The organism is Marinobacterium sp. NO-S09 (genome assembly GCF_059179545.1).
The window spans coordinates 907,695-933,393 of the sequence record NZ_CP168954.1 but is presented as its reverse complement, the minus strand read 5'-3'; the positions used below and the strand labels follow the sequence as shown (position 1 = coordinate 933,393).

Here is a 25,699-nt window from a genome sequence, read left to right as displayed (position 1 = left end):
AGGCCCCGCAGGGCCTGCGATCAGGTCATATCTTCAAAGAACTTCTTCACGGAGTCAAAGAAGCCGTGCTTTTTCGGGCTGTGCTTGCTGTTGCCCTCTTCCGTGGTTTCGGCAAACTCACGCAGCAGCTCTTTCTGACGACTGTTCAGGTTGACCGGCGTTTCCACCGCCACTTTCACCATCAGGTCGCCAACGCTGCCACCGCGTACCGGGGTAATACCCTTGCCACGCAGACGGAACAACTTGCCGGACTGGGTTTCCGCCGGAATCTTCAGCTTGACGCGGCCATCCAGGGTGGGCACATCCAGCTCACCGCCCAGGGCGGCATCAACAAAGCTGATCGGCACTTCACAGTACAGATGCTTGCCATCGCGCTGGAAGATCGGATGTTCGCGCACATGCACCTGAACATATAGATCACCCGCCGGACCACCATGGGAGCCCGCTTCGCCTTCGCCTGCCAGGCGGATACGATCACCCGTATCAACACCGGCCGGAATCTTGACCTGCAGGGTTTTGGTCTTCTCGACACGACCCTGGCCATGACAGTCATCACAGGGATCGGAGATCACCTTGCCTTCGCCACGACAGGTCGGGCAGGTCTGTTGTACGGAGAAGAAACCCTGCTGCATGCGTACCTGGCCCATACCGCCACAGGTGTTACAGGTCTTGGCACTGGTACCCGGCTTGGCACCGCTGCCGTCACAAGTTTCACAGCCGACCAGAGTAGGGATTTCCAGTGTTTTCTCGCAGCCACGCACTGCTTCCTCGAGGCTCAGCTCCAGGTTGTAGCGCAGATCAGCGCCACGCTGAACGCTGGAACGACGACGGCCACCGCCGCCTCCGCCACCACCGAAGATGTCACCGAATACATCGCCGAAGATGTCGGAGAAGTTGCCTTCAAATCCACCACCGCCAAAGCCGCCGCCCTGGCCATCGACACCGGCATGACCGAACTGGTCATAGGCCGCTTTTTTCTGAGCATCAGACAGGACCTCGTAGGCCTCGCTGATCTCCTTGAATTTGTTTTCAGCCTCTTTGTCATCCGGATTACGATCCGGATGGTACTTCATCGCCAGGCGACGGTAGGCTTTTTTAATGTCCCGATCAGATGCATCACGGGGCACATCCAAAAGTTCGTAGTAGTCCTGCTTTGACATGATCCGAATCTGACTCGTCAGGGTTTGGCTCACTTGAGCCGGACATGACAACGCGGGCCGGGGCCCGCGTTGTCACACTGCAAGGATCGACAACCGCGAAGCTTACTTCTTGTCGTCCTTCACTTCTTCGAACTCGGCATCGACAACGTCGTCTGCTGCGTCCTTGGCACCGGCGTCAGCGTTAGCACCGCCAGCCGCTTCTTCAGCCTGGGCTGCTTCGGCGTACATTTTCTGGGCCACTGCAGACAGTGCTTCAGTCAGAGCTTCGGTCTTGCTCTCGATGGCATCCTTGTCGGTGCCCTTCAGCGCTTCTTCCAGCTCTTTGCTCGTTGCTTCGATCTTCTCTTTCTCTTCGTCGGTTGCCTTGTCACCGGCATCCTTCAGAGTTTTCTGAGCAGTGTGGATCATCGCGTCACCCTGGTTACGGGCAGCGGTCAGTTCCTCGAACTTCTTGTCTTCTTCTGCGTGCGCTTCGGCATCGCGAACCATCTGGTCGATCTCGTCATCGTTCAGACCGGAAGAGGCCTTGATTACGATGGACTGCTCTTTGCCAGTGGCCTTGTCTTTCGCAGACACGTTCAGGATACCGTTGGCATCGATGTCAAAGGTGACTTCGATCTGCGGCATGCCGCGCGGTGCCGGCGGAATGTCAGCCAGGTCGAAACGACCCAGAGACTTGTTGGAAGACGCCTGCTTACGCTCACCCTGAACCACGTGAATGGTTACCGCAGTCTGGTTGTCATCAGCGGTAGAGAACACCTGAGACTTCTTGGTCGGAATCGTGGTGTTCTTCTCGATCAGCGGTGTCGCAACGCCACCCATGGTTTCGATACCCAGCGTCAGCGGGGTTACGTCCAGCAGCAGTACGTCTTTAACATCACCGGACAGAACCGCACCCTGGATAGCGGCGCCGATAGCAACGGCCTCATCCGGGTTTACGTCTTTACGCGGTTCCTTGCCGAAGAAATCAGCAACTTTCTGCTGTACCAGCGGCATACGGGTCTGACCACCCACCAGGATCACTTCGTCGATCTCGGACGCGGATACGCCGGAATCCTGGATCGCGATGCGGCACGGCTCGATGGAGCGGATTACCAGCTCTTCTACCAGAGATTCCAGCTTGGAGCGGGTCAGTTTCACGTTCAGGTGCTTCGGACCGGTCGCATCAGCCGTGATGTACGGCAGGTTGACGTCGGTCGCCTGAGCGGAAGAAAGCTCGACTTTCGCTTTCTCACCCGCTTCTTTCAGACGCTGCAGCGCCAGCGGATCGTTGTGCAGGTCGATGCCGCTCTCTTTCTTGAATTCGTCGGCCAGGTAGTTGATTACCGCCAGGTCGAAGTCTTCACCACCCAGGAAGGTGTCACCGTTGGTGGCCAGTACTTCAAACTGGTGCTCACCGTCTACATCAGCGATTTCGATGATGGAGATATCGAAGGTACCACCACCCAGGTCGTATACGGCAACAGTCTTGTCACCCTTGGACTTGTCCATGCCGTACGCCAGCGCAGCTGCTGTCGGCTCGTTGATGATACGTTTCACTTCCAGACCGGCGATCTTGCCTGCGTCTTTGGTCGCCTGACGCTGAGAGTCGTTGAAGTAGGCCGGTACGGTGATAACCGCTTCGGTCACTTTCTCGCCCAGGTAGTCCTCGGCGGTTTTCTTCATCTTCTTCAGCACTTCAGCAGACACCTGCGGCGGTGCCATTTTCTGGCCCTTAACATCGACCCAAGCGTCGCCGTTGTCGGCCGCAGTGATCTTGTAAGGCACCATTTTGATGTCTTTCTGTACGACCTTGTCTTCAAAACGACGGCCGATCAGTCGCTTGATCGCGAACAGGGTGTTGTCCGGGTTAGTCACTGCCTGGCGCTTGGCCGGCTGACCTACCAGCGTTTCGCCATCATCTGTGTAGGCGATGATGGACGGGGTGGTGCGATCACCCTCGGCGTTTTCGATTACCTTGGTCTTGTCACCGTCCAGGATAGCTACACAAGAGTTGGTAGTACCCAGGTCAATACCGATAATTTTGCCCATGTTCTGCTCCGATATTGCTGTCGCCCCTCGGGGCGAGAATTCAAGTCTTAAAAATTTGGTTGCTACTTATATGGGTACGCGTTGAAGAAATTCAACGCCCCGATCAGCTTTTTGCGACCATTACCATCGCCGGGCGCATCAGGCGGCCATTCAGCAGGTAGCCTTTTTGCACCACGGTTACTACCGTGTTCGGCGCTACGCCTTCAGCCGGCACCATGGACATCGCCTGATGGTGTTCCGGGTTGAACGGCTGGCCTTCCGGGTTCACCTGTTCGACGTTAAACTTCTCCATGCTGGACAGAAACAGGTTCAGCGTCATTTCGACCCCTTCACGGATCGCCTGCAGCTGCTCACCTTCGCCCTGGCTCGCCTCAATGGCACGCTCCAGACTGTCGACAACAGGCAGGAGCTCGTTGGCGAACTTCTCCAGGCCAAACTTGTGGGCCTTTTCCACGTCCTGCTCGGCACGACGGCGGATGTTCTGAATCTCGGCCTGCGCGCGCGGCTGAAGCTCAGCCAGCTCCTTTTGCAGCGCATCAACTTCGGCACGGGACTCTTCCAACTGCTGCAGCACATCCGCTTGAGTATCATCCGCAGCCTGCGGCTCTGCCGCGCCTGCTTCAACCGCAGTGTCGACTGCGTCCTGAACCCCTTCCAGGGGCTCTTGGGTGTTCTGCTGCTCTTTCGCCATCAGGTCTCTCCAACTGAAATCTCGGGTTTCACCTCGTTGCTCATCTATATGGGGCTGCTTTGTTCGGCTTCAAGCGCTCAGCTGTATTTTTTCGCTCAAGGATTGCAGCAATGGCAAAAATGACTTATACAGTAAACACTGTATAAATAAACACTGTATATAAAAACACTAGAACCAACCCGTAGGTATTCGCCATGCTGACGCAGATTACGATCCGCAACTTCGCGATTGTCGATGCTCTGGAAGTGGAACTGGATAACGGAATGACCGTGATCAGCGGTGAAACCGGTGCCGGCAAGTCCATCATGCTGGATGCGCTTGGGCTGTGCCTGGGCAACCGTGCCGACAGCGACAGCCTGTACAAGGGCGCCGACCGTGCCGAACTCACCGCCTGCTTCGATATCCGCGAACTGGGCTCTGCCCTGCTCTGGCTGCAGGAACATGAGCTGGAATGCGATCCGCGCGAATGCCTCATGCGCCGCGTCATTACCCGAGAAGGGCGCAGCCGCAGCTATATCAACGGCCGGCCTGTACCACTTACCCTGATGCGGGAATTCGGCCAGTTTCTGGTGGATATACACGGCCAGCACGAGCACCAGCGCCTGCTGAAAAAGGATCACCACCGCGTGCTGCTGGATGCCTTTGGCGGCCAGGGCGAGCTGTCGGACCAGGTTCGTCGCCACTTTCACAAATGGCGCCGCCTGCACTCCGAATTCCGCGCCCTCACCGAAGTATCCGAAGAGCGCAACGCCCGCGTACAGCTGCTTAGCTATCAGGTTGAAGAGCTGGACCAGCTGGCCCTGCAGCCCGGTGAGCTGGAAGCTCTGGAGCAGGAACAGCAGCGCCTGGAGAATGCCGACGGCCTGCTTTCCAGCGGCCATCAACTGCTGCAACTGAGCAGCGAGGGCGATGACACGCACTGCCTGTCCATGCTGCACCATTGCCTGCAATTGCTGGGGCAACTGGATGCCCAGGATGAGCGCTTGCGCCAGGCCGACGAGATGCTCAACAGCGCCCTGATTCAGGTGGAAGAAGCCAGCCGCGAGGTACGTCACTTCATCGACGGCATCGAAATCAATCCCGAACGCCAGCAGGAAGTAGAAGAGCGCCTGTCGGCTATCTATGACGTGGCCCGCAAGCACCGCCTGCTGCCGGAAGAGCTGCCCGCTTTCCATCAATCATTGCAGCAGGAACTGGCCGGCCTCACCCAGAGTGATGAGGCGCTGGTCGAAATGGAAGCCGAGGTTGTAATCGCTCGCGACGAGTATCTGGGCAGCGCTGCCGAGCTGAGCCTGGCGCGCCAACAGGCGGCCGAAACGTTGGGCACACGCGTCGATGAGCAACTGCACGCGCTGGGCATGCCTGCTGCACACTTTACGGCCTGCCTGACGCCGCTGGATGAGGAGCGCTACAACGCCAACGGGCTGGAAGAAGTGGAATTCCTGATCAGCACCAATGAAGGTCAGCCGGCCCGTGCACTTGCCAAGGTTGCCTCCGGTGGCGAGCTGTCACGAATCAGCCTGGCGATCCAGGTCATCACCGCACAAAGCAGCAGCACACCCACACTGGTCTTCGACGAAGTGGATGTCGGCATCGGTGGCGGTATTGCTGAAGTGGTTGGCCGCATGCTGCACGCACTGGGCAAACGCGTACAGATCCTCTGCGTGACTCACCAGCCACAGGTCGCGGCGCAAGGCGATCAGCACCTGTTCGTCAGCAAAAATGGTAAAACAACCGGGAAACATACTCGCGTCAGTCGCTTGAGTGACAAGCAGCGAGTGGAAGAAGTGGCGCGCATGCTGGGCGGGGTTGATATTACCCGCACTACCCTCACACACGCGCGGGAGATGCTGTCGGCCTGATGCCGACAGTATCGGAATTCAGCGACTTACTTCTTGCCGCCTTCCTCACAGCCGCCCTTGCAGACGCCGTAGAGGTACAGAGTACGATCGGTGATGCTGAAGCCAAGCTCGTCAGCCACCTTGTCCAGAATCTCGGACACCTGCGGCTCGGTGAACTCGCGGACACGGCCGCATTTTACGCACACGACATGGTCATGGTGCTCTTCACGGGCCAATTCAAATACGGAATGACCGCCATCAAAGTGGTGACGTGACACCAGACCTGCTGCTTCAAACTGAGTCAGTACACGGTATACCGTGGCCAGACCCACATCCTCACCCTGCTCCATCAGGAGCTTGTAGATATCTTCAGCACTGAAGTGATCGCCCTCTCCGGCGCGCTCCAGTATCTGATAAATTTTTACCCGCGGCAGTGTGACCTTCAATCCGGCCTTCCGCAGTTCCTGATTTTCCAGTGCCATATTAGGCCTCAATCACTATGCTGTTCGGGATTTGCAATGTTAGACTCCATTATCTTTGTTTAGGCTGAAAAACGGAAGTCATTGTCCGATGCAAAAGGTTTTTATCAGCGCCATCCTTGCCGTTATTATTACCGGCTGTACCGAATTCCCCGGCGTGTACAAGATTGATATCCCTCAGGGTAACCTCGTCACTCAGGAAATGGTGGACCAGCTTCGCCCTGGCATGACCCCTGCGCAGGTACGGTACATCATGGGCACCCCTTTGGTGAATGATAGCTTCAGCGAAAATCGCTGGGACTACATCTACACCATCAAGGACGGGGACGACCAGCGCTACCGCGAGCGTCTCACGCTGTTCTTCCAGGACGGCAAGCTGCATCGCCTCACCGGTGATTTCCAGCCCAATCAGGGTCAGGACCAGCAGTAACCGCTACAACGGATGCCCGGCCCTGAGTGTCAGGCATCCTTCTCTGACTTTTCCTTCTGCTCGGCTTCTTTCTGCGCCTTCATTTTGGCTGCACGCTTGGCACGTACTTCTTTAGGATCAGCGATGAGCGGGCGGTAAAGTTCCACACGGTCGCCTTCCCGCAGCACGGTTTTGCCCGGATCCTTGATCGCCTTGCCAAAAATCCCCATCGGGATGCTGTCAGGGTCAATTTCAGGAAATACTTCGGCAATGCCAGAGCGAATCACGGCATCACGCGCCGTGCAATCTTCTTCCACCTGCACCGCAATGATCTTCTGTTCATGCGGCAGGGCGTACGCTACTTCAACCTGAATCATCTTTTCCCTCAACCGTAGACTTCATCTGCACGGGTGACAAAAGCATCAACCAGCGTCGTTGCAACCGAGCTGAACACCTTGGACATGGCCATGCCGGTCAGTTTGCCCTGGAACTCGAACTCCATGGTCAGCTCCACCTTGCAGGCCTCATCACTGAGCGGTGTAAACACCCAGATGCCGTGCAGGGAAGAGAAAGGCCCTTCAACCAGCGCAATATCCATCTGGCGCGGACGATCCAACTGGTTACGCGTGGTAAAGCTGTACTTTAAACCACCCTTGGCCAGATACAGCGTCGCCTCAAGCACCTGATCGGACTCGGCGACCACTTCGGTCGCCGAGCACCAGGGCAGGAATTGAGGGTACTGGCGCACATCGTTTACCAGGTCGAACATCTGCTCGGCCGTGTGTAACACCAGTGCGCTGCGTTTTACCTGCGTCATAACCTACCTATTTCAGCCAGCCTCAGCCCGCCAGCTTGTCATACAAATTGACCACAAAGATGATCATTACGGCAACGGGCGCAATGTAGCGGATAACGAACCACCAGGCCGCGTATACCTTGTTGCAGCCCAGCGCCAGCTCATCACGGGTCATGTTACTGGTCAGTACCCAGCCTGCATACAGCGCAATCAGTAAACCACTCAATGGCAGCATGATATTGGCCGTCAGGAAGTCGAGGAAGTCGAACACACTCAGGCTGAAGATCTTGATTTCTGCCCAGTGGTTGAACGACAGCAGGGATGCGATACCCATCAACCAGATGATGACACCCAGCACCAGAGCAGCCAGCGGACGACGCATGCCAAAGCGCTCTACAACCCAGGCCGTCGCCGGTTCAAGCAGGGAGATCGCAGACGTCCAGGCCGCCACACCGACCAGAGTAAAGAACAGGAAGCCGAATACCTGTCCACCCGGCATCTGACCAAAGGCCACCGGCAGGGTGATAAACATCAGGCCAGGGCCCGCAGCCGGGTCCATCTGGTTGGCAAAGACGATCGGGAATATACACAGGCCTGCTACCAGCGCGACCAGCGTATCCAGCACACCGATGGTGATAACAGTGGAACCGATGGAGTCTTTCTTACCCATGTAGGAACCGTAGGCCATGATAGCGCCCATGCCCAGCGACAGGGTAAAGAAGGAGTGACCCAGCGCAACCAGTACCGCATCCCAGGTCAGCGCTTCCGGCGAGAAGCTGAACAGGAAAGACCAGCCCTCGGCAAAACCGCCAGAGTTAACGGAATAGCCCAGCAGCACGATCAACAGCAGGAACAGTGCCGGCATCATCACCTTGGTGGCACGCTCCAGGCCCTTGTTAACGCCGCCAGCAACCACCGCGACCACCATCAATACGAACACGGTATGCCACATCAGCATCTGATCAGGGCTGGCCAGCAGATCGGTAAAACGCTGCCCGGCCTGTTCACTGCCGATATCAACCAGCTGCCCTGTTCCCATGCCCGCGATGTAGTGCAGCACCCAGCCAGCTACGACGGAATAGAAGGAAAAGATAATGTAGCCGGCAAGAACACCCAGCCAGCCGATCAGGCCCCAATGCTTGCTGCGGCCCGCTTCTGCCGCCGTTTCGCGTACCGCATTGATCGGACTCTGTCGGGCACGGCGGCCCACCAGAATCTCCGCCATCATGATCGGAATACCGACCAGCAGGATGCAGAACAGATAAACCAGAACGAAGGCGCCCCCGCCATTTTCACCGGTGATGTACGGGAACTTCCAGATGTTACCCAGTCCGACAGCCGACCCTGTCGCGGCGAGGATGAAGATCCATCGGTTCGCCCAGGAGCCGTGAATAGACTGCTTAGTTTCCATAGTGCTCTCAAGTCAGATTTTCGGAAACCAGCAATTGTTCATATTTACGACAGGGGTGACAACCTTATTCGCCGATTTAGCGCAACAGATCCATGCTATTTCGCTACACGGGCCGCTTTTCTTGCCTCGCGCCCCTCTATATAATCCGCGCATGGCAAAGAAAAAGAAGGCTCCGGGCGGAAACACCATCTGCCTGAACAAACGTGCTAAGCACGAATACACCATCGACACCCGCGTCGAGGCTGGCCTGTCCCTGCAGGGATGGGAAGTGAAAAGCCTGCGTGAAGGCCGCGGCCAGTTGGTGGACTCCTACGTCATTTTCAAAAACGGTGAAGCCTGGCTGGTGGGTGCACACATCACACCGCTGATCTCTGCGTCCACGCACTACGTGACAGACCCGCGTCGTGACCGCAAGCTGCTGCTCAACCGTCGCGAACTCGACAAACTCATTACGGCAGTGGAAGCCAAGGGTTACACCTGCGTTGCATTGGCACTGTACTGGAAGAAGGGTATGGTGAAGTGTGAAATCGCGCTGGTGAAAGGCAAGAAACTGCACGACAAGCGCGCAGACGAGAAAGAAAAAGACTGGAATCGTCAGAAGCAACGTGAACTTTCTGTTGCGGTTAGATGAACCTCCCCCCTTTCGTACTGTCTATTAAGTCGTTACAATAGCGCGTTCAAATCTGGGGGTGACTTGGCTTCGACGCCGATTACGAACCCTTAGGTGCATGCCGAGAACGTGATGATTCTCGTAAATCCCTCATCACACAGTTATAGTTGCAAACGACGATAACTACGCTCTAGCTGCATAAGCCAGCTAGCGCCGCACTTTAAGGTGTCTGTAACTTATTGATTTTGCGGTGTCATTCGAGACAGAATCGCCTGGATGCTTTGCTCTAAGCTGAACGGTTAAAACTAAAAGAGCTCGCCCATAACACCCTGGCTCTCGGGTCGTGACGGGTTAATTAAATAGAGATGCCTAAGCATGTAGATCTTGAGGCAGAGGATTGGCGGACGCGGGTTCGAAACCCGCCACCTCCACCAAATTTCTAACGTTAAAAGCCTGTTTTTACAGGCTTTTTTCGTTTTTAACGACCATCAAACCTTCCAAACTGTCTAAAAAGCTGCTGAACAGCTGTATGGCAATGTAAAACGACGCATGTCGATGAGTAGATCGAACGGCTGCATGTTCCTGGGTAACAGCGAAAAGCCATCAACATCGGGCCAGAAGAACGGTAGAATTTCGGCATAGTTTGAGTTATGGGGTACAACCAACAATGAGACCGATCGGAATCGACCTTTTTGCTGGCGCAGGCGGGCTTAGTCTGGGATTCGAACAAGCCGGATTCGATGTCGCTGCAGCCGTAGAGATCGATCCGGTGCATTGCGCCGTACACAAGTTCAACTTTCCCAACACGGCTGTTATACCGCATTCCGTCGAAGGCCTGAGTGCAGAGACGATTCGCCTGACTGCCGGTATCGGTTCTAAACAGGTCGATTGCGTTTTTGGCGGTGCTCCGTGTCAGGGGTTCTCGTTGATCGGTCAACGTGTACTGGACGACCCTCGTAACAAGCTGGTTCTCGAATTCGTTCGCATCGTTTCTGAGCTGAAAGCCCGCACTTTTGTATTTGAGAACGTTAAGGGGCTTACCGTCGGCAAGCACAAGGCGCTTTTGCACGAGCTGATTGAAGCTTTCGATAAAGCCGGCTATGAGGTTCGTACGCCCTGGCAGGTACTTAACGCCGGTCATTACGGTACGCCCCAGTTCCGCGAGCGACTGATTTTGTTCGGATGCCGTAAGGGCGAAAAATTACCGAGTTATCCCGAGCCGACTACTAAAATATCCGGTGCGAAAAAAGCGATGGCAGATCTACTGGCGGCTATGCCAGACGGACCGACCTGTGAAGATGCGCTTAACGATCTGCCCGATGCGGACCGTTTCCAGACCCTCTTGTCTTCTGATTCAGTCAGAACGAACAACTTCGGAAAGCCTTCAGAATACGCCTCTCAACTTCGGGTACTTTCAGACGATGGATGGCACTTCGGTTATCCGAGGCTTTGGACAGAAGGCGTGTTGACCTCAAGCGCGAGAACGGGACATAGCGACATCTCTAGACGCCGTTTTAAAGAAACCGGCCAGGGCGAGGTTGAGCCGATCAGTCGTTTCTTTAAGCTGCCCCCTTATGGAGTATCTAATACTCTGCGCGCAGGTACTGACGGTGCCCGAGGAGCATTTACCAGCCCCAGACCGATTCATTACCGTTACCCTCGCTGCATTACCGTGCGTGAAATGGCACGTCTGCATGGATTCCCAGACTGGTTCCGTTTACACGCAACCAAATGGCATGGAGCGCGGCAGGTCGGAAACTCTGTACCGCCTCCTCTTTCCCGAGCGATCGCAGGCGAAGTGATGAAAGCTCTCGGTGCTCAACCAACCCGGCCCGAAGTTGAAATAGACTTGGGCGACACCGGGCTGTTGAAACTGGATCTTTCCGGTGCGTCAGCTCACTTTGGGGTTAAAGCGCCCCCAAGCCGCCGTAATCAAAAGAGCGGCGCGAAAAAGCGTAAACAGGAAGATATCGAACGCGAACGCATGGAAGCTAAGGCAGCAAATGGCTAAGAACAAATCTGGGGCTTACAACCTGATCATCGATAAAATCTTTTTCGAGCATTATCAGGAGGGAGATACCGAATTCGAGTTTATTCGGAAAGAAATCGTTGAAGCAAAGGACCTACTAGCTCCAGAGTTGGACCTAAACCCTGGCGATGTGCCTTACAGCTTCCGATATAGGAAAGAGCTACCTCAGCAGATCAGGGATACTCAGCCAGAAGGCCTAGAGTGGATCATAGAAGGCGCCGGAAGAGCTAAATATCGATTTAAGTTGGTGAAGATCAATCGGATTACGCCAAACGCTAATCTGTTAGCTATCAACATACCAGATGCGACTCCTGAGCTGATCCGATCCTACGCTCTGGACGATGAGCAGGCTCTACTAGCAATCGTACGCTATAACAGGCTAATCGATACTTTCCTCGGCCTGACAACTTACAGCCTACAGAACCACCTTAGAACAACGGTTAAAGGCATCGGTCAGATAGAAATTGACGAGCTTTATATCGGCTTGGACAAACGTGGCTGCCACTATGTGATCCCTGTGCAAGCCAAAGGCGGCAATGACCAGATTGGCATCGTACAAACGACACAGGATATCCGTTTCGTAGAACAGCGCTTTGAAGGCATGATGTGCCGTGCGATTTCAGCACAATTTATGGCTGATAACGTTGTTGCCCTTTTCGAACTGACTCTGCAAGATGATGAAGTGAAGGTCGTAGAAGAGCGCCATTATCGACTGGTTCCTGGTAGCGAAATCGATCAAGCTGCTATCCGCGCTTACAGAGATTAATATCAGGTGTCGAAAAATTGTCGAAACAACTGATGTAAAAATCGGCTTTTTGCATGAGGCCGCTTTTTCGTTTACCGCGTTATCAATGAGTCAAAGAAGATTGAGGGACTACAACCGTAGTTAGCCCCCAAATTAAAAAGATAAATCCTGTTTTTACAGGCTCCAGGTTTTTAACGTTTCTGGCCCCAGCAGCTCCCCAAAAGTGTCGAACCAGTGTCGAATCACTTTCAGTTCTGACCCCAGGCACTGCCCACGCTAGCTTCCGGTCATTTCCTTTATACGCTTCTGCACAAGGTCAAACGTCACCTTCACGGGTCTGTCCGTCTCCCGGCGACCTTGAACATTTGTAGAGGCAAAGCGATTGCTTTGATCCATTCTCAGCCGCTTTTCAGTATTGGAGCGGCGATCAACTACTGACGCCCGCCGTTCAGGCCCTTCATAACGGGCAAACATGAATTGCTTCCACCAGTCCTCAGCTAGCGCAAAGGTAGCCACCAGTGGGCTCCGGGTAGTGCCTTCTTCATCTACCCAATAATAAACAAGACGCCCCTCAACCAAATCTTTAACCAGGTACATACCGACTCTCGATCTGACTTTTTAATTATGTGAGTACTTTAATTTTAGTGTGACATAAAATCAATATACGACATTTAAGACAAAGCATCCCTCTAATCCAATTTATCCCTTCTACAACTGACCATTCCAAACTTCACCGCAGCCCAACTCACTGATTTTGCTACTATAGATGCACCAGACTCCGCCTCCCCTAGCAACCACAGGACAGAATCGATGCAGCAGTTCAGCCCGCGAGCTCTTGAGTATTTAAATGCGGTGGAACGTTTTGGCACCATCCGCAAGGCAGCGGCGCGGTTGAATGTGGACCCGTCGGCGGTGAGCCGGCAGTTATCGCAGCTCGAGGATACGGTAGGGATGCCGGTGTGGGACCGGATGAATGCCAGCAACCCGATTACGCCCGCCGGAGCCGAGTTGCTGCGTTACTATAAACAGATGAAGGCCAGTGAGGCGGCGACGCTGTCGCGCCTGCATGACCTGATCGGGTTGCGTCGGGGTGAGGTTCGCATTGCGGTGGGTGAAGGCTTTATAAGTGACCTTATCTCTTCGTCGCTGCAAAGCTTTCTTACCGCCTATACCGGTATTCAGATCGGGGTGGAGATTGCCGGTGCCAAGGATGCGGTGCAGATGCTGGAAGATGACCAGATCGACTTTGCCATCGCCTATGCGCCAGCGCGGAACCCCAAACTGCACTGCCTGATCGAAAAGCATCACCCACTGGATTTGATCACCCCCTATGATCACCCGCTGGCCCAGGCCACCGAGCCGCTGACCTTTAATGACATTACGGATACACCGCTGGCACTGATCGACAGCTCCACCGGCATGGGTCGTCTTGTCAGCTTTGTGGAAGAGATCAGTCATGTTCGCCTGGAACCGCGGCTGAGAACGAACTCGGTGGCGGTGCTGAAGAACTTTGTCAGCTCCGGCATGGGCATCACTTTTATGCCCAAACTCACTGTCATTGATGAGGTACGCGCTGGCAAAATCCGCGTGGTACCTACCGCTCACTCCGCCCTGTCGCAGGCCCGCATTCGGGTGCTCTGTGTTGAGGGGCGTGAACTCACCCTGGCCGCTCAGGCCTTTCTGGACCACCTCAAGCAGTCAATGTCGTTTTTGATGGCAGACGCCGACGAGATCGACTGTTGACTTAAAAGCAACGGTATCAGTATTGCGATGTCAACATTGCAATATATAAGGTTGCTGGGTCTTCTCGACAATCGAATAAGGATGATAACGATATGAAAACATTTGGCTTTATGAAAAAGCTGGCCATGGGTGTCAGCATGGCAGCATTTGCCGGAGCCCTGCAGGCTCAGACAATTAACCTGAGTTACAACGGCGCACCAGATGCCGAGAAAAACGCCGTACACCTGTTCGCGACCAACCTGCAGCGACTGGTGGACGAGAAGACCGACGGCGAAGTCACTCTGAAGCTGTACCCCAACAGCATGCTGGGTGAAGAGCAGGAGCGCATGGAGCAGGTGATCAACACGCCGAGCCTGAACATCGCTTCTTTCGGTGGTATCTCCCCGCTGTTCCCGGAGATCTTTGTCAGCTCCATCCCGTTCATGTTCGATGATTTTGATACTGCGCGCGCATTCTTTGACCAGGGTGAATACTGGAAAGCCGCCCGTAAAGCCTTCTATGAAAGAACCGGCGCTCACCTGATGGCCGTGGTTGAAGAAGGCGGTTTCCTGGCATTCACCAACAACCAGAAGCCGATTCGCACCCCGGCGGATTTTGAAGGTCTGCGCTTCCGCGCCATGGATAAGAGCCAGGTTGCACTGTACGAAGCCTTTGGCGCATCCGGCACACCGATCCCCTGGACCGAAGTGTACCTGGCACTGCGTACCGGTGTAGCCGATGGTCAGATGAACCCGCCGATGTACATCATTCTGGGCAGCCTGCACGAAGTGCAGCAGTACCTGACTCTGGCCAACATCCAGTACTCGGACCAGTTCCTGGTTGCCAATGACGAACTGCTGTCCAGCCTGAGCGACGAACACCGCAAGGCGCTGCAAGAAGCCGCGGTTGAAGCCAACGCCATCAACCGTGAAGCGGTGCAGAATCAGGTTGAATCACGCATCCAGTTCCTGGCCGACAACGGCATGGAAGTGTACCGCCCGACCGCTGAGGATCTGCAGAAGTTCAAGGAAGCCGGTCAGCCGTCTTACCTGAAATGGCTGGAAGAGCAGTCCATCGATCAGAAGTGGATTGATATGGCCATGCGCGACGTTGAAGCGCTGAAGTAATCGAAAACCCAGGGTGCCCGTCCGGGCACCCTCGTGAGGCTCACCATGAATATTTCTCGAATTCGGTCAGGCCTGGTCTCGGGCCTGTGGACCCTTTCGACGCTAATGCTGTGCGGAAATGTCATCGTCCTCTTGTATGGAGTGTTTGCCCGCTACCTGGTGAACCACTCACCGTTCTGGATGGATGAACTCTCGCGCTACCTGATTATTGGCTGTGTCATGCTGGTGGCCGGGGTGGTTTATCTGAAAGACGACCATATGCGCGTCACCGTCTTGCAGGGTGTTTTGAAGGGCAAACCGCGCAAGGCACTGCAGGTGTATCACTGGATCATCATTACGGCCCTCAGCGCCTATGTCTGCTACAGCAGCGCCATGTATGCCCTGTCTGTCACCAAGTTCACCACCATGGGACTGGGCATCAGCAAGTCCATTCCGTTGATGGCAATCCCTATCGGTTTTGGCCTGCTGGCGGTGATCTCGTTATTGATGGGCCCGTTTTACCACGATAAGAATAAAGACTCGGAGCAACCCGTATGCTAATCGCCATTCTGGCCACGTTCGTTGTGAATGTGCTCCTTGGGCTGCCATTGTTTATCTGTTTGATGGTGTCGGCCATTGTCGGCTTTTTCTTTGTCGACCTGGGCCTGCTCAGCCGCATGCTGCCGCAGCAGATCTTCAGCGGCATTGATGTCTTCTCGCTGATGGCGATCCCCCTGTTCATTCTGGCCGGTAATCTGATGAACGGCGCGGGCCTGACCCAACAGCTGATCCGACTGGCCAACTCCATAGTCGGGCACCTGCGCGGCGGCCTGGGCTATGTGAATGTGGTCTCCAGCGTATTCTTCGCCGGTGTAAACGGCTCAGCTGTGGCCGACACCTCGGCGCTGGGTTCACTGTTGGTTCCGGCGATGAAGAAGGAAGGCTACGCCCCCAGCTATGCTGCTGGTCTGACGGCGGGCAGCTCGCTGATTGGCCCGATCATTCCGCCCAGCATTTTCATGATCCTGTACGCCTCTCTCACCAACACCTCGGTGGGTGATCTGTTCCTTGGTGGTGTGATTCCCGGCCTGGTTTTGGGTCTGGCCTTCATGCTGATGAACTGGCTCTATGCACGCAAGGCGAATATAGAAGCCCAGCATGACCGCCCAACCATCAAAAATGTGATGCTGTCCTTTGTTAAAGCGTCACCGGCACTGATTGCACCGTTCATCATTGTTGCCGGTATCGTGTTCGGTTTTGTCACACCGACCGAATCGGGCGCGCTGATTGTGGCTTATGCCTTCGCCGTGGGTTTCATCAGCCGCAACCTGACCCTGAAATCCGCCTGGAAAGCCCTGGCTGAAACGACCCTGCTCTCCAGCGCCATCTTCCTGATCATTGCCGCTTCTGCCGTTGTCAGCTGGTTGCTGGCCTATGCACAGGTACCGGAACACTTCGCCACGCTGTTACAGCCGTTTGCCGATAACCCGGTACTTATTCTGTTGATGCTCAGCCTGATCACCTTTGGTGTGGGCATGCTGATGGAAGAGGTGTCATCACTGATGCTGCTGACGCCGGTATTCCTGCCGGTCGCCCTGCACGCCGGTATCGACCCCGTGCACCTAGGTATCGTCATTACGATGAATATCACCATCGCATTGATCACCCCGCCCATGGGCGCCTGTGTGTTCGTCGCAGCAGCGGTGAGCAAGCTGGATATCACAGTGATGTTCAAGGCGATCTGGCCGTTTGTACTGGTTGCCATCGCGGTACTGCTGACCGTTATTTTCTTCCCGTCGCTGACGCTATTTATTCCGAGCCTGTTTCAATAAGACATGAACGATTTTTACAAAGACGTAATACCTGAGCGTGCCATGCCTGACTGGGAAACCTATCAGGCCACGCCCATTATCGAGTGCCAGGACGCACTGGTGCCGGTCAGCGTATCCAAACGGATTGCGGTTTATCCGGCCTACTACAAGATGAATGTGGCCAACTCGATTCCCGAGTGCCATGTGCGTTCACAGGTGTTTGAGCGTTTACTGCAGGCCGCCAGCCTGCTCCCTGAAGATATCCAGCTGGTAGTGCTGGACGGCTGGCGTCCGTTTTCGGTTCAGCAATACCTGTTCGATACGCTGGTTAACCTGATCCGCCATGCCAATGAAGGTATGACAGCGGAGGAAGTTGAACTGGAAGCACGTAACCTGGTATCGCCCCCCAGCACTGACCCGAGCGCGCCCAGCCCTCACCTGACAGGTGGTTCAGTGGACGTAACCCTGGCCGATATGGATGGACGTTTCCTGGATATGGGGACGCTGTTTGATGAGGCGAACCCGCTATCCTGGAGCTGTGCACTGGAACAGAAATCCTGCAATGCTGAGGAGCTTCAGGCACGGGATAACCGTCGTTTGCTGTTCAATGTCATGCGTCAGGCCGGATTTACCAACCTGCCAAGCGAATGGTGGCATTACGATTTCGGTAACCAGCTTTGGGCTTACAACTCAGGGGCTGACAACGCCATATACGGCGCCACCAGCCTGCCGGGGATCGAAAAGCTGTGGCAAAAACAGCTTAAAAGCCATCCGCAGCCCATCTGATTTCAGGTGATAAAACAAAAATGCCACGCCCCTATCAAGGCGTGGCATTTTTCGTTTCAGGCTCGGCCTGTCTTAGATCAGTACATCATCGGTACCGCCAGTGGTACCACCACCTGAAAGTACGATTTCTACGTGCTCTTCAGACTGCGCGAAAGCTTCAACAATCTCGCCGCGCGCCATACCGGAGGCCAGCTTGCCCATCCAGTGGCCTTTACCCTGAGAGTCGCTGGGGCGGTCCAGAGTGTTATTGTAAAGCGCTTCGATAAAGTCGTTGTCGGACGGATTCTCACCATAGAGTTCGACAAACTCGTCTGACTCCATGAAGAACTCAACGATATCGTCAAAGTCCGTATCGGAGCTGGCCAACTCACCCATCCAGTAGCCCAGGCCGGCATCATCCGGGGAGCGCTGGAACATGGCGTTATAGAGCAGTACCAACTCATCCTGATCACTCAGCCCATCGCTGTCGGAGTCGAGATCATCACCGTCTTCGCTGCTGTCATCATCTGCACTGTCGTCATCGGCGTCATCCTCGGAATCATCATCGCTGTCGTCATCCGAATCATCCGAATCATCCGAATCATCAACATCAACATCAACATCGTCGTCGTCGTCGTCGTCGTCGTCGTCGTCGTCGTCGTCGTCGTCGTCGTCGTCGTCGTCGTCGTCGTCGTCGTCGTCGTCGTCCAGATCGTCTTCTGCAGCTTCAGCTTCCTCAAGTTCATCAGGAAACTCTTCTTCGACGTTCTCCGCATGCTCGTCTGATTCTGAAAAAGCGATCAGCACTTCATGGCGCAGACTGCCTTCTTCCATGACTTTCAGCCAGTAGGCAACGCCCTCTTCATCCGGCTCACGCTTGAGAACATTCTCATACAGCAGGTGGATAAAATCTTCGCTGCTCAGATCTTCGCCATACTTCTCTTTGAACTCATCAGATTCCATAAATGAGATAGCGACGTCTTCAAAGGTCATTTCGCCCTTGGCCAGTTTGGAAGCCCAATAGCCAACACCTTTCGCATCGGACTCACGATCGAAAGTCGCGTGGTACAAGCGCACCAAACTGGAGAAAAACTTACCATTTGCCATGACACACCCTTGTTCAGCAAAGTTCAGGAACATACATAACCGCGCGCAGGTACAGACCTGTGAGCCGGTTCAGACTAAAACGCCTACAGACTGCGATGGCCAGGCTTAACCCCTGCTGAGCCATATGAAGGCGAACCCATATCCTTTGTGTCACCTACATTATAGTTGATGCAAGCCTGACAAAGGTCTGCACTTAGTGAACAATTGAGTAAACATGTGATCTGACTCCGTCGACAGACGCTATAGGTCTCTGGCAGGGTATACATACATTATTGCGGCATAAATTGTTACACTGTAACCGCTGCCAGACTTCATCAAACCGGCTTCAGCTCATTGGTCTGAGGTTTACTTTCATTTTGGCCTGTACCTGCGCAGGTCTCCTTGGTCAAACGCAATGAATTATCAGGACCTGGAAACCGCCTTCAAACTCTCGGCCCGTCTGCTTGAGTCCAGTAACTATCATGATCTGACACGATCATTGATTGAGCAATTGCAGACATTTGGTGGTGTGGAAGAGGTCTTCTCCTACGAAATTCTTGCGCGTCAGGACAAAAAGCCTGACGAGCCGGATATCCTGGTACGCCGCTTTCCCATGTCATTGGATGAGAACCACATCGATGACAACCATGAAATCATCCGCACCATCGCGTTTGAAGGGCAGCAGGGCGTCAGCTTTACCCACTTCGATAACGCCCCTCATATCCTGATCTATATCTGCGAGCACACCGTGCCCGAGCGGCTGGTGCTGATCAAGGGTGAAGTCTCACCCTATGATGCAGAGTTGATTCGCGGTCTGGCGCTGATCTATGAGCGTCAGGTGAAAATGTTCGATACCAAGGAGCGTGACCCGCTAACGCTGCTCAACAACCGCCAGACGCTGCCCATTACTCTGAACCAGGTCATGGACTTCTATCGGGGCCGTGAAGAAGAGCCGTTCAAATCCTGGGTCGCCGTGCTGGATATCGACCATTTCAAAAGCATCAACGACAACTTCGGCCACCTCTACGGCGATGAAGTCCTGATCCACTTTGCCAACTTGATGAAGCGCGAGTTTCGCTACTCAGATTTCCTGTTCCGCTACGGTGGAGAAGAGTTTCTGGTGATCATCAACCGCACGGACTCCACTGGCGTAGAAAAGGCACTGGAGCGTTTCCGGCAGTGTGTCGAGCAATATGAATTTCCCTCTGGACAAATTACCGTGAGCATTGGCTGTACACCCATCTCACCGGATCAGCCCATCAGCAATATCATTGAAATTGCTGACGAAGCCCTGTACACCTCCAAGTCTTCAGGACGCAACTGCCTCACCATGCAGACCGAGAGTAACAAAGCCACACCGGAAGAAAGTGAAGTCGAACTTTTCTAGCCCAGCCTTACGGAAAACTTGCATGTCGAACACAATCCTCATCACCGGCTGCTCCAGCGGTATTGGTCATTTCTGCGCTCTGGCTCTGCGGGCCGATGGCTATCGTGTGTTGGCAACAGCGCGCAGGCATGAGGATGTTCAACAGTTGCAGGCACTCGGCCTGGAAGCCACTCGACTGGATCTGGATTGCTCGGAATCGATTGCAGACGCCGTCAGCTGGGCATTGGAAAAAGCAAATGGCCGTCTGGATGCCCTGTTCAATAATGGGGCCTATGGCCAGCCCGGCGCCGTTGAAGACCTGAGCCGAGACGTGCTGCGCGCACAGTTTGAGACCAACCTGTTTGGTTGGGTGGAGCTGACCAATCACGTGATCCCGGTGATGCGTCAACAGGGCTCAGGCCGCATCATCATGAACTCCTCGGTACTGGGGCTGGCGGCCATGAAATACCGCGGTGCCTACAATGCGTCCAAATTTGCCCTCGAAGGCCTCACTGATACCTATCGTCAGGAGCTGGCCGGCAGCGGTATCGAAATGATGCTGATTGAGCCCGGCCCCATCACCAGTTCATTCCGGCAGCACGCGCTCAGTGCCTTCAAGCGCAATATCGACTATACCAACAGCGCCCACGCAGACATTTATGCTGGCGTTCTCAAGCGACTGGAAGGCACAGGCGAAGAAGGTTCGGCCTTTACCCTCGGACCTGAAGCGGTTTACAAGGCCCTGAAACACGCCCTGGAGAGCAAGCGTCCTCGCGCACGCTACTATGTCACTACTCCCACTTATATTCTGGGTTATTTGCGCCGAGTGCTGCCAACCCGCTGGCTCGACCGCATCCTGATTAGCGCAGCCGACAGTGAAAACAAGTAAGCCCTTGGATTGAGGTCTTAAAGGAATATTACGCCAGGACAACAAAGCACCTGTATACCGGTGCATTGATCCAATTCTGCCCCCTGTCTCGTAAAGACAACAGTAAAATCTCTTTCAGGTCATTGGCCTGATGCTACTTTCATTGCTACACCTGACGTCAGATGTAGCACCTAATCTGGATGTACCCATGTTTGCCAACAAAGCCCTCAAACAGGACCTTGCCGCCTGTCGCCAGCAATTATCCGAAGCTTCACAAGTACAGGATGCAATAAGTGGCACCATGGCGATGATTGAGTTCACTCCGGATGGGCATATCCTGAGCGCCAATGAGGTGTTTCTGGAGGCAACCGGGTATTCCAGTGCTGAGTTTGAGGGTCAGCACCACAGCTTGCTCTGCTCGTCTGACACCCGCCAGTCAGCTGAATACCGCTCCTTCTGGCATAAACTGGCGCAGGGCCAGAGCATGACCGGGCGCTTCAAGCGTGTGCACAAAAACGGACGTACACTGTGGCTCTCGGCCAGCTATATTCCGGTCAAGGATATGGATGCCGGAGGCAAGGTCACCAAGGTTGTGAAGCTGGCGAGGGATATCACCGAAACCGTGGAGGCAGAGCAGACCCATAAGAGTGTCATCAACGCCATTGATCGCTCCATGGCCACCATTGAGTTTGACCTTCAAGGGAATATTATTACCGCCAACAATAACTTCCTGGCGGCCACGGGCTATACCCTTAATGACATTCGTCACCAGCATCACCGTATGTTCTGTCCGGAAGAGTATGCCAATAGCACTGACTACCAGCGCTTCTGGGAGCGGTTGAATCAGGGAGAGTTTTTCGAAGGCCGCTTTCTTCGGGTTACCAAATATGGCCAGCCACTTTGGTTGCAAGCTACTTATAACCCGCTCTACAGTGCGGCTGGAGAACTCTATGGCGTATTGAAAATCGCCACTGACATCACCGCGCGCGTTTTGCAGCGCCAAGCCGAAGCTGAAGCGGCACAACTGGCCTATGACACCTCCATGGAAACTGAGCAAAGCGCGATTTCCGGCGAGCAGTCTGTTGAACAAACCATCAATATGGTGCGGCATATCGAGGCGCGACTGGGCAGTGTGACCGAACAGGTGTCCGCCCTGAATGCTCAGTCGGACGAAATAGGGCGTATTGTAGGCGTGATCCGAGAAGTTGCCGACCAGACCAACCTGTTGGCTTTGAATGCCGCTATTGAAGCCGCCCGGGCCGGTGAGCAGGGACGCGGATTTGCGGTTGTGGCCGATGAAGTCCGTAACCTGGCACGCCGAACCGGCGAGGCAACCGAACAGATCAACCAGGTTGTCGAGCAGAACCATACCATGGCCGCACAGGCCGTGGAGGAAACACGCGAGAGCCAACGTCTGGTTGAGGAAGGCGTGTCCATGGCCAATGCAGCCGGCGATATCATGCGAGATATTCGTGCAGAGGCACAGCGCGTGGTGGAAACCATCGGTCAAATCAAGCAACAGATAGATACCGACTAGCCCCAACTTGCCGCCGCTACTGGGTTCGGGCTAATCTTGCCCAGTCTGAATCCAGGATCGGGATCGAATGCATGCTTAGGAACCTGTTACTGTCACCGGCCTATTGGTGGCTCATACTCATCGGGGTTGTTTGCGCAGAAGGCGTTGCACTCTATTACCAGTACGTACTCGACTTCGGTCCCTGTGTGCTTTGCGTCCACATTCGCCTCTGGCTGTTTGCACTGGCCCTTGTTGCGGTCGTTGCACTGCTGGGATTCAGGTTCCGCTTTATTCAAAGCCTCTGTCACCCGCTGGCCTTTTTAGTTGCCATTGGCTTTGCCGAACGCAGCTGGCGTGTGCTGGCTGTAGAGCGGCTGTGGATTGAAAGCAGTTGCACGATGGAGTCCGGCCTTCCCACCTGGTTTACCCCGGAGCTCTGGTGGCCCTGGATGTTCGAAATCTGGGAAGCCTGTGGCTATACGCCCATGGTCGGCCCCTTCAGCATGGCTGAGTGGCTGTTCGGTGCCAGTTTTCCATTTGTGCTGCTGACACTGTTCGCGACCGGGCGGCATTTTGTCACACCACCGGCATCCAACTGACACCGTTTTGCAATGAATGGCGCTTAATAATAGTCCTGACCATTAAGAGGATAAAATTATGAGCGCCATTCAATTGACTGCACAGCTGAGACAACTGCTGGACCGTGGCTACTCCATCGACGACGTGCGCAACCTGGTTGCGGTGCCCCATGAAGTACTGGAACAGGCTATCCGTGAACACCGACTGCAGGAGCACAACCGTCGCCACGACCGTCTGCTACAGGGTCAGGCTGATTTCGCCATGCGCCTGGGTTCACGCGGCTGAGCCAGGCCAACACCCGCTTTTACATTAGGCAGGTACTTCCAGGTTAAGCATTTCGGCCCTGATCAAAACTCGACCATTTCGCTATTTACTTGGCGCTAAGGGCGATCCTAAAATCGCCGATAAGAGTATAATGGGTGAAAGCCTTACCAATAAAAGGAAACCTGCAATGAAAAAAACACTGATGATCGCAGCCGCTACTCTGATGCTGTCTCCGGTAGCCATGGCTGAGCGCACCGGTGAAGAGATCTACAACGCCAAGTGTTCTGTTTGCCACGCAGCCGGTATCGCTGGCGCTCCCAAGTTCGGTGACGCTGCTGCCTGGGCTCCGCGTGCTGAAAAAGGCATCGACGCTTTGCTGGCAACCGCTCTGACCGGCATCAACGCCATGCCGCCGAAAGGCACCTGCATGGATTGCTCTGACGCTGAGCTGAAGGCTTCTATCCAGTACATGCTGGATAACGCCAAGTAAGCAACGCTTACTGACCGCATAAAAAAACCGCCTGCTGGCGGTTTTTTTGATTCTGTAGTTCACATCAGGTTTAGAACAGGCTGGCCGGATCGATCGGCTCACCTTCGGTATCGCCGTCTGGACGCGACTGCAGCTTATCCAGTGCTTCCTGGGCATCACCTTTCTGAATCACGATTTCCACACGCCGGTTACGGGCACGCATCTGCGCACTGCTGTTGGGCGCAATAGCCTTGGTATCGGCATAGCCGGTAACACTGAAGCGGGATTGATCAATTCGACGGTCCGCAAACAGCTCATGAGCCACAGCCAGGGCACGGGCCGACGACAGATCCCAGTTGGACTCAAAGCGACCGCCGTTATAAGGAATGTTATCAGTGTGCCCTTCAATGGCCACCTTGCCGCCGATATCCAGCAGCAAGTCTCTGATTTTGGCGATCACGGGAATATAGGCAAACTTCAGTTCGGCGGAGCCGGAATCAAAAGAACCCCGCTCCTTCACACGGATGATGATGCGGGTGCCATCGGTTTCTACCTCGATGCTGCCCTCACCAATTTCCTGTGCCAACGCCTGGGCCACTGCAACCGCTTCCTGTTTGGCCTGCTCTTCCTGCTGGCGCTGAAGCTCCTGCATGCCCTGCAGCTGATCTTCAATCTGAGACTCACCCTCCTTGGAGCGCACATCCAGACTGTTCATGTCATTGTTGATGGTCATCTGCCGCACTTCATTCAGCGGCGTGGGCTCAGGCCGGCCGGGGCTGAATTCCTGGGCAATGATTGAGGTGCCCTTGGGAATATCTTCAACCTTGATCTGGTTCTGCACACCAAAGGCTTCACGCATGGAACCGGCCAGCTGCTTGAACTTGAGCACGTCCATTTCGGAGAAGGACAGCAGCAGTACGAAGAAGCACATCAACAGCGACATCAAGTCGGCAAAGGTCGCCATCCACAGAGGCGAACCTGCGGGTGGGCATTTACATTTCTGCTCTTCGTTGTCGTCACTCATGGCCGACTCCCTCAGCTTTCAGCAACGGCACGTTTGCCTTCGGGCAGGTAGTTGCGCAGCATCTGGTCAATCACACGCGGGTTCTGCCCAGCCTGGATTGCGAGCAGACCGTCGATGATCAGCGCCTGGTTAAGGGCTTCTTCATCACGGCGCACTTCCAGCTTGTCGGCCACCGGCAATGCAAACATGTTGGCGATCATGGCGCCATAGAGGGTTGTCAGCAGGGCGACCGCCATCGCCGGGCCGATAGATTTGGGGTCGGACATGTTGGACAGCATCTGTACCAGGCCCACCAGTGTCCCGATCATACCCATGGCGGGTGCCACATCGCCCATGGCGCGGAACACCTTGGTACCGAAGTCGTGACGATCGTAGGTGAGGGTCGCTTCCTTCTTGAGCAGCTGTTTGACTACTTCCGGGTCATGACCATCCACAAGTAACTGGATGCCCCGCTGCATGAAATTGGACGAGACTTCCTTCTCCTCCAGCGACAGCAGGCCACCCTTGCGCGCAGCATCGGCCAGATCAACCGTTTCGGCGATGATATCTTCCGGGTTTACCGACTTGAACATGAAGGCCTTGGCCATGACCTTGCCGGCGCCCAGGAACTGGGCCAGGGTGAATTTCATCAACACCACCAGCAGGGTGCCGCCGATGACGATCAACATGGAGGGCGGGTTTACAAAGATACCGATATCGCCGCCCAGCACCATGGCCGCTACGATGATACCGAACGCCCCAATCAAACCTACGAGGGTAGCCAGATCCACTGATCGCTCCTGAAAAGTATAAGACCTATTTCGACGGCAAGACTGCGCACTTTGCCACCGCTGATGATACCAGAATTAAACGCGCGTTCATCCTCCGGTAAGGCTTTTTGAGATTGCCGGATTGACCGCTATCATAGGGTTGGTTAACGTG

Annotated in this window: 27 protein-coding genes and 1 other RNA gene; 17 read left to right on the top strand and 11 right to left on the bottom strand. The window is 54.7% G+C overall.

Annotated elements, in window-relative coordinates; translation table 11 throughout:
• Nucleotides 1-20: 20 nt before the first annotated feature.
• The 3 genes from dnaJ to grpE form a co-directional block, all read right to left on the bottom strand.
• Complete coding sequence (dnaJ, locus tag O3C79_RS04425) at nt 21-1,160, bottom strand: molecular chaperone DnaJ (protein WP_010323424.1); 1,140 nt, start codon at nt 1,158-1,160, stop codon at nt 21-23.
• A gap of 102 nt (nt 1,161-1,262) precedes the next feature.
• Nucleotides 1,263-3,191 carry a molecular chaperone DnaK gene (dnaK, locus tag O3C79_RS04420; RefSeq protein ID WP_494384962.1) on the bottom strand — a complete coding sequence of 643 codons (1,929 nt, stop codon included), beginning with the start codon at nt 3,189-3,191 and terminating at the stop codon, nt 1,263-1,265.
• 103 nt (nt 3,192-3,294) lie between these two features.
• On the bottom strand, nt 3,295-3,882 hold the full coding sequence (gene grpE / locus O3C79_RS04415; protein WP_010323426.1) for a nucleotide exchange factor GrpE: 588 nt from the start codon (nt 3,880-3,882) through the stop codon (nt 3,295-3,297).
• Nucleotides 3,883-4,076: 194 nt separating this feature from the next.
• On the opposite strand from grpE, the gene recN reads away from it, so the two are divergent.
• Nucleotides 4,077-5,744, top strand: a complete 1,668-nt coding sequence (gene recN / locus O3C79_RS04410; protein WP_494384961.1) for a DNA repair protein RecN — start codon at nt 4,077-4,079, stop codon at nt 5,742-5,744.
• A 26-nt stretch (nt 5,745-5,770) separates the two neighbouring features.
• Here recN and fur read toward each other — a convergent pair whose 3' ends face one another.
• Nucleotides 5,771-6,205, bottom strand: a complete 435-nt coding sequence (gene fur / locus O3C79_RS04405; protein ID WP_010323428.1) for a ferric iron uptake transcriptional regulator — start codon at nt 6,203-6,205, stop codon at nt 5,771-5,773.
• Nucleotides 6,206-6,293: 88 nt separating this feature from the next.
• Between fur and O3C79_RS04400 the strand changes: the two genes are divergently transcribed.
• Nucleotides 6,294-6,632 (top strand): outer membrane protein assembly factor BamE, encoded by a 339-nt coding sequence (locus tag O3C79_RS04400; protein WP_010323429.1) that lies wholly within the window; start codon nt 6,294-6,296, stop codon nt 6,630-6,632.
• A 29-nt stretch (nt 6,633-6,661) separates the two neighbouring features.
• Here O3C79_RS04400 and O3C79_RS04395 read toward each other — a convergent pair whose 3' ends face one another.
• Genes O3C79_RS04395 through O3C79_RS04385 form a run of 3 tightly spaced genes read right to left on the bottom strand, consistent with a single transcriptional unit; the run spans nt 6,662 to nt 8,818 of the window.
• Nucleotides 6,662-6,988 carry an RnfH family protein gene (locus O3C79_RS04395; RefSeq protein WP_494384960.1) on the bottom strand — a complete coding sequence of 109 codons (327 nt, stop codon included), beginning with the start codon at nt 6,986-6,988 and terminating at the stop codon, nt 6,662-6,664.
• Between the two features lie 8 nt (nt 6,989-6,996).
• Complete coding sequence (locus O3C79_RS04390; protein ID WP_010323431.1) at nt 6,997-7,428, bottom strand: type II toxin-antitoxin system RatA family toxin; 432 nt, start codon at nt 7,426-7,428, stop codon at nt 6,997-6,999.
• Between the two features lie 22 nt (nt 7,429-7,450).
• Complete coding sequence (locus tag O3C79_RS04385) at nt 7,451-8,818, bottom strand: sodium-dependent transporter (protein WP_010323432.1); 1,368 nt, start codon at nt 8,816-8,818, stop codon at nt 7,451-7,453.
• Between the two features lie 151 nt (nt 8,819-8,969).
• Here O3C79_RS04385 and smpB point away from each other — a divergent pair, with 151 nt between their 5' ends.
• The 4 genes from smpB (at nt 8,970) to O3C79_RS04365 (ending at nt 12,223) form a co-directional block, all read left to right on the top strand.
• Nucleotides 8,970-9,449 carry an SsrA-binding protein SmpB gene (gene smpB / locus O3C79_RS04380; protein ID WP_010323433.1) on the top strand — a complete coding sequence of 160 codons (480 nt, stop codon included), beginning with the start codon at nt 8,970-8,972 and terminating at the stop codon, nt 9,447-9,449.
• Between the two features lie 54 nt (nt 9,450-9,503).
• Nucleotides 9,504-9,862, top strand: a transfer-messenger RNA (tmRNA) gene (gene ssrA, locus O3C79_RS04375).
• A gap of 233 nt (nt 9,863-10,095) precedes the next feature.
• Nucleotides 10,096-11,439: a DNA cytosine methyltransferase gene (locus O3C79_RS04370; RefSeq protein WP_494384959.1), complete on the top strand. Its 1,344-nt coding sequence runs from the start codon at nt 10,096-10,098 to the stop codon at nt 11,437-11,439.
• The gene (locus tag O3C79_RS04365; protein WP_494384958.1) at nt 11,432-12,223 is read left to right on the top strand and encodes a hypothetical protein; all 792 of its coding nucleotides are present in this window, start codon (nt 11,432-11,434) and stop codon (nt 12,221-12,223) included. The genes O3C79_RS04370 and O3C79_RS04365 overlap by 8 nt, the downstream gene beginning before the upstream one ends.
• A 255-nt stretch (nt 12,224-12,478) precedes the next feature.
• On the opposite strand, the gene O3C79_RS04360 is transcribed toward O3C79_RS04365, so the two are convergent.
• A complete protein-coding gene (locus O3C79_RS04360; RefSeq protein WP_494384957.1) occupies nt 12,479-12,799 on the bottom strand; it encodes a hypothetical protein in 321 nt (106 codons plus the stop codon).
• A gap of 213 nt (nt 12,800-13,012) precedes the next feature.
• Here O3C79_RS04360 and O3C79_RS04355 point away from each other — a divergent pair, with 213 nt between their 5' ends.
• From O3C79_RS04355 to O3C79_RS04335, 5 genes are all read left to right on the top strand, one after another.
• Complete coding sequence (locus O3C79_RS04355) at nt 13,013-13,945, top strand: LysR family transcriptional regulator (RefSeq protein WP_494384956.1); 933 nt, start codon at nt 13,013-13,015, stop codon at nt 13,943-13,945.
• A gap of 92 nt (nt 13,946-14,037) precedes the next feature.
• Nucleotides 14,038-15,051, top strand: coding sequence for a TRAP transporter substrate-binding protein (locus tag O3C79_RS04350; RefSeq protein ID WP_010323438.1), 1,014 nt, complete (start codon nt 14,038-14,040; stop codon nt 15,049-15,051).
• A 45-nt stretch (nt 15,052-15,096) separates the two neighbouring features.
• Entirely contained in the window at nt 15,097-15,591 is a 495-nt protein-coding gene (locus O3C79_RS04345) for a TRAP transporter small permease (RefSeq protein WP_040886223.1), read from the top strand.
• Entirely contained in the window at nt 15,585-16,862 is a 1,278-nt protein-coding gene (locus O3C79_RS04340) for a TRAP transporter large permease (protein ID WP_417533503.1), read from the top strand. The genes O3C79_RS04345 and O3C79_RS04340 overlap by 7 nt, the downstream gene beginning before the upstream one ends.
• A 3-nt stretch (nt 16,863-16,865) precedes the next feature.
• Nucleotides 16,866-17,627, top strand: coding sequence for a M15 family metallopeptidase (locus O3C79_RS04335; protein ID WP_494384955.1), 762 nt, complete (start codon nt 16,866-16,868; stop codon nt 17,625-17,627).
• Between the two features lie 72 nt (nt 17,628-17,699).
• Here the strand turns inward: O3C79_RS04335 and O3C79_RS04330 are convergent, their stop codons facing one another.
• A complete protein-coding gene (locus O3C79_RS04330; protein ID WP_494384954.1) occupies nt 17,700-18,713 on the bottom strand; it encodes a DUF4214 domain-containing protein in 1,014 nt (337 codons plus the stop codon).
• Between the two features lie 394 nt (nt 18,714-19,107).
• Between O3C79_RS04330 and O3C79_RS04325 the strand changes: the two genes are divergently transcribed.
• The 6 genes from O3C79_RS04325 (at nt 19,108) to O3C79_RS04300 (ending at nt 23,775) form a co-directional block, all read left to right on the top strand.
• Entirely contained in the window at nt 19,108-20,079 is a 972-nt protein-coding gene (locus O3C79_RS04325; RefSeq protein WP_494384953.1) for a GGDEF domain-containing protein, read from the top strand.
• Nucleotides 20,080-20,101: 22 nt separating this feature from the next.
• A complete protein-coding gene (locus tag O3C79_RS04320) occupies nt 20,102-20,947 on the top strand; it encodes an SDR family oxidoreductase (RefSeq protein ID WP_494384952.1) in 846 nt (281 codons plus the stop codon).
• A 187-nt stretch (nt 20,948-21,134) separates the two neighbouring features.
• Nucleotides 21,135-22,463, top strand: coding sequence for a methyl-accepting chemotaxis protein (locus tag O3C79_RS04315; RefSeq protein WP_494384951.1), 1,329 nt, complete (start codon nt 21,135-21,137; stop codon nt 22,461-22,463).
• A gap of 71 nt (nt 22,464-22,534) precedes the next feature.
• Nucleotides 22,535-23,041 (top strand): disulfide bond formation protein B, encoded by a 507-nt coding sequence (locus tag O3C79_RS04310; RefSeq protein ID WP_494384950.1) that lies wholly within the window; start codon nt 22,535-22,537, stop codon nt 23,039-23,041.
• Between the two features lie 58 nt (nt 23,042-23,099).
• The gene (locus O3C79_RS04305) at nt 23,100-23,306 is read left to right on the top strand and encodes a hypothetical protein (RefSeq protein ID WP_010323447.1); all 207 of its coding nucleotides are present in this window, start codon (nt 23,100-23,102) and stop codon (nt 23,304-23,306) included.
• 166 nt (nt 23,307-23,472) lie between these two features.
• Nucleotides 23,473-23,775, top strand: coding sequence for a c-type cytochrome (locus tag O3C79_RS04300; protein ID WP_010323448.1), 303 nt, complete (start codon nt 23,473-23,475; stop codon nt 23,773-23,775).
• A 70-nt stretch (nt 23,776-23,845) separates the two neighbouring features.
• Here the strand turns inward: O3C79_RS04300 and O3C79_RS04295 are convergent, their stop codons facing one another.
• Nucleotides 23,846-24,778 carry a flagellar motor protein MotB gene (locus O3C79_RS04295; RefSeq protein ID WP_494384949.1) on the bottom strand — a complete coding sequence of 311 codons (933 nt, stop codon included), beginning with the start codon at nt 24,776-24,778 and terminating at the stop codon, nt 23,846-23,848.
• An 11-nt stretch (nt 24,779-24,789) separates the two neighbouring features.
• The gene (gene pomA, locus O3C79_RS04290; protein WP_010323450.1) at nt 24,790-25,548 is read right to left on the bottom strand and encodes a flagellar motor protein PomA; all 759 of its coding nucleotides are present in this window, start codon (nt 25,546-25,548) and stop codon (nt 24,790-24,792) included.
• Between the last annotated feature and the right edge of the window lie 151 nt (nt 25,549-25,699).

What these genes read in the sequence shown, in the direction of transcription:
- fur (WP_010323428.1), bottom strand. Translation starts at nt 6,205, where the DNA reads ATGGCACTGGAAAATCAGGAACTGCGGAAGGCCGGATTGAAGGTCACA.
- O3C79_RS04335 (WP_494384955.1), top strand. Translation starts at nt 16,866, where the DNA reads ATGAACGATTTTTACAAAGACGTAATACCTGAGCGTGCCATGCCTGAC.
- O3C79_RS04305 (WP_010323447.1), top strand. Translation starts at nt 23,100, where the DNA reads ATGAGCGCCATTCAATTGACTGCACAGCTGAGACAACTGCTGGACCGT.
- O3C79_RS04370 (WP_494384959.1), top strand. Translation starts at nt 10,096, where the DNA reads ATGAGACCGATCGGAATCGACCTTTTTGCTGGCGCAGGCGGGCTTAGT.
- O3C79_RS04355 (WP_494384956.1), top strand. Translation starts at nt 13,013, where the DNA reads ATGCAGCAGTTCAGCCCGCGAGCTCTTGAGTATTTAAATGCGGTGGAA.
- O3C79_RS04390 (WP_010323431.1), bottom strand. Translation starts at nt 7,428, where the DNA reads ATGACGCAGGTAAAACGCAGCGCACTGGTGTTACACACGGCCGAGCAG.
- O3C79_RS04320 (WP_494384952.1), top strand. Translation starts at nt 20,102, where the DNA reads ATGTCGAACACAATCCTCATCACCGGCTGCTCCAGCGGTATTGGTCAT.
- recN (WP_494384961.1), top strand. Translation starts at nt 4,077, where the DNA reads ATGCTGACGCAGATTACGATCCGCAACTTCGCGATTGTCGATGCTCTG.
- O3C79_RS04340 (WP_417533503.1), top strand. Translation starts at nt 15,585, where the DNA reads ATGCTAATCGCCATTCTGGCCACGTTCGTTGTGAATGTGCTCCTTGGG.
- O3C79_RS04365 (WP_494384958.1), top strand. Translation starts at nt 11,432, where the DNA reads ATGGCTAAGAACAAATCTGGGGCTTACAACCTGATCATCGATAAAATC.
- O3C79_RS04385 (WP_010323432.1), bottom strand. Translation starts at nt 8,818, where the DNA reads ATGGAAACTAAGCAGTCTATTCACGGCTCCTGGGCGAACCGATGGATC.
- O3C79_RS04400 (WP_010323429.1), top strand. Translation starts at nt 6,294, where the DNA reads ATGCAAAAGGTTTTTATCAGCGCCATCCTTGCCGTTATTATTACCGGC.
- O3C79_RS04300 (WP_010323448.1), top strand. Translation starts at nt 23,473, where the DNA reads ATGAAAAAAACACTGATGATCGCAGCCGCTACTCTGATGCTGTCTCCG.
- O3C79_RS04295 (WP_494384949.1), bottom strand. Translation starts at nt 24,778, where the DNA reads ATGAGTGACGACAACGAAGAGCAGAAATGTAAATGCCCACCCGCAGGT.
- O3C79_RS04350 (WP_010323438.1), top strand. Translation starts at nt 14,038, where the DNA reads ATGAAAACATTTGGCTTTATGAAAAAGCTGGCCATGGGTGTCAGCATG.
- O3C79_RS04310 (WP_494384950.1), top strand. Translation starts at nt 22,535, where the DNA reads ATGCTTAGGAACCTGTTACTGTCACCGGCCTATTGGTGGCTCATACTC.
- dnaJ (WP_010323424.1), bottom strand. Translation starts at nt 1,160, where the DNA reads ATGTCAAAGCAGGACTACTACGAACTTTTGGATGTGCCCCGTGATGCA.
- grpE (WP_010323426.1), bottom strand. Translation starts at nt 3,882, where the DNA reads ATGGCGAAAGAGCAGCAGAACACCCAAGAGCCCCTGGAAGGGGTTCAG.
- O3C79_RS04315 (WP_494384951.1), top strand. Translation starts at nt 21,135, where the DNA reads ATGTTTGCCAACAAAGCCCTCAAACAGGACCTTGCCGCCTGTCGCCAG.
- O3C79_RS04395 (WP_494384960.1), bottom strand. Translation starts at nt 6,988, where the DNA reads ATGATTCAGGTTGAAGTAGCGTACGCCCTGCCGCATGAACAGAAGATC.
- O3C79_RS04330 (WP_494384954.1), bottom strand. Translation starts at nt 18,713, where the DNA reads ATGGCAAATGGTAAGTTTTTCTCCAGTTTGGTGCGCTTGTACCACGCG.
- dnaK (WP_494384962.1), bottom strand. Translation starts at nt 3,191, where the DNA reads ATGGGCAAAATTATCGGTATTGACCTGGGTACTACCAACTCTTGTGTA.
- O3C79_RS04360 (WP_494384957.1), bottom strand. Translation starts at nt 12,799, where the DNA reads ATGTACCTGGTTAAAGATTTGGTTGAGGGGCGTCTTGTTTATTATTGG.
- smpB (WP_010323433.1), top strand. Translation starts at nt 8,970, where the DNA reads ATGGCAAAGAAAAAGAAGGCTCCGGGCGGAAACACCATCTGCCTGAAC.
- O3C79_RS04345 (WP_040886223.1), top strand. Translation starts at nt 15,097, where the DNA reads ATGAATATTTCTCGAATTCGGTCAGGCCTGGTCTCGGGCCTGTGGACC.
- O3C79_RS04325 (WP_494384953.1), top strand. Translation starts at nt 19,108, where the DNA reads ATGAATTATCAGGACCTGGAAACCGCCTTCAAACTCTCGGCCCGTCTG.